General features: G+C 60.9%; 2 protein-coding genes. Both read left to right on the top strand.

What is annotated here, in order from left to right; all coding sequences use genetic code 11:
* The coding region (locus M1L53_RS33045) for a hypothetical protein (RefSeq protein WP_261949514.1) at positions 1–476 on the top strand (476 nt) is incomplete at its 5' end.
* Positions 473–787, top strand: coding sequence for a hypothetical protein (locus tag M1L53_RS33040; RefSeq protein ID WP_261949513.1), 315 nt, complete (start codon positions 473–475; stop codon positions 785–787). The genes M1L53_RS33045 and M1L53_RS33040, both read left to right, overlap by 4 nt.
* Positions 788–1,024: the final 237 nt, after the last annotated feature.

The raw sequence follows: 1,024 nt of genomic DNA, 5'->3' as shown, positions 1-1,024 counted from the left end.
GGGGTGGCGGCGTGACTGGGGTGGATGTTGAGCACACGAAAGCGCTGGAGGCAGCAGCAACACCAGGACCGTGGGTTGCATCCGTGGTGGACTCGCCGAGATCCACGGTATCGACTGCGATCTACTCCCACGCGCACCCGGCCGGTACCACTGAAAGTGAAGTGCTGCCGAGTTATCCGATGCGCCCGCGTTCAAGTCGGATTAGTCGTGCTGATGCGGAGTTCATTGCTCACGCCCGGACTGCGGTACCCGCCCTGGTTGCGGCTGTCGAGCGAGTCCAAGCACTACACGAACCGCTGAAACTATTCCTGCTCGACGACAACGGCTCAATTGACTACAGCAAGCCGTTCGACACCCTCTGTCGCGGATGCACCGACCCCGACATCGTCAACGCGTGGGAATGCGACGACGGCGACCCTGGTGACGACTACGTCCAACACCCCTGCCCGACTATCGAAGCATTGGAAATCAAATGAGCATCACTCTCACCGCCGAGGACTTCGGTCAGGCGCGCTACGGAATCCACATCAGCGACCGCGAAGATGACTGGGGATGGTACGCATTCGGCCACCACGAACCCCGCCGTGTCGTCGCCGCCATCAACCACCTGAGCCGAGAGAACGGGATCGAAGAGGACTTGCGCGACGCATTCACCGCCAAGGATCTGATCGAAGGCGTGGAGCACAAGTGGGCAACAAACATTCGACCCGAAGGTGACGGCTACTGCTGGGATTGGGCGGAACCGGGAACGCCGTGGGCTGTCGCGATCACCGAGGTGTCGTCGTGACCGCGCCTGATCCGGGGTGCGACTCATGCCCAAACCGTGCTTGCTGGTCGATCCAAAACTTCGAAGGCCTCGACATGCAGCCCACCACAAGATGGTTCGCATGCGGGCGACACCTCCACTCCATCCTCATCGCAGCACGGTGGGATACGGATGCCGTTCAGCTGATGGAGATTCCACGTGACCTACAGAACTGGGAATGCTGATGACTGACGCGCCTGATCCGGGGTTGACCGACCT

The sequence above is a fragment of the Rhodococcus sp. T9N genome, assembly GCF_024436645.1.
Taxonomy (GTDB): Bacteria; Actinomycetota; Actinomycetes; order Mycobacteriales; family Mycobacteriaceae; genus Rhodococcus_F; species Rhodococcus_F qingshengii.
The sequence above is the reverse complement of the archived record's forward strand: the minus strand, read 5'-3'. Positions and strand labels throughout refer to the sequence as shown.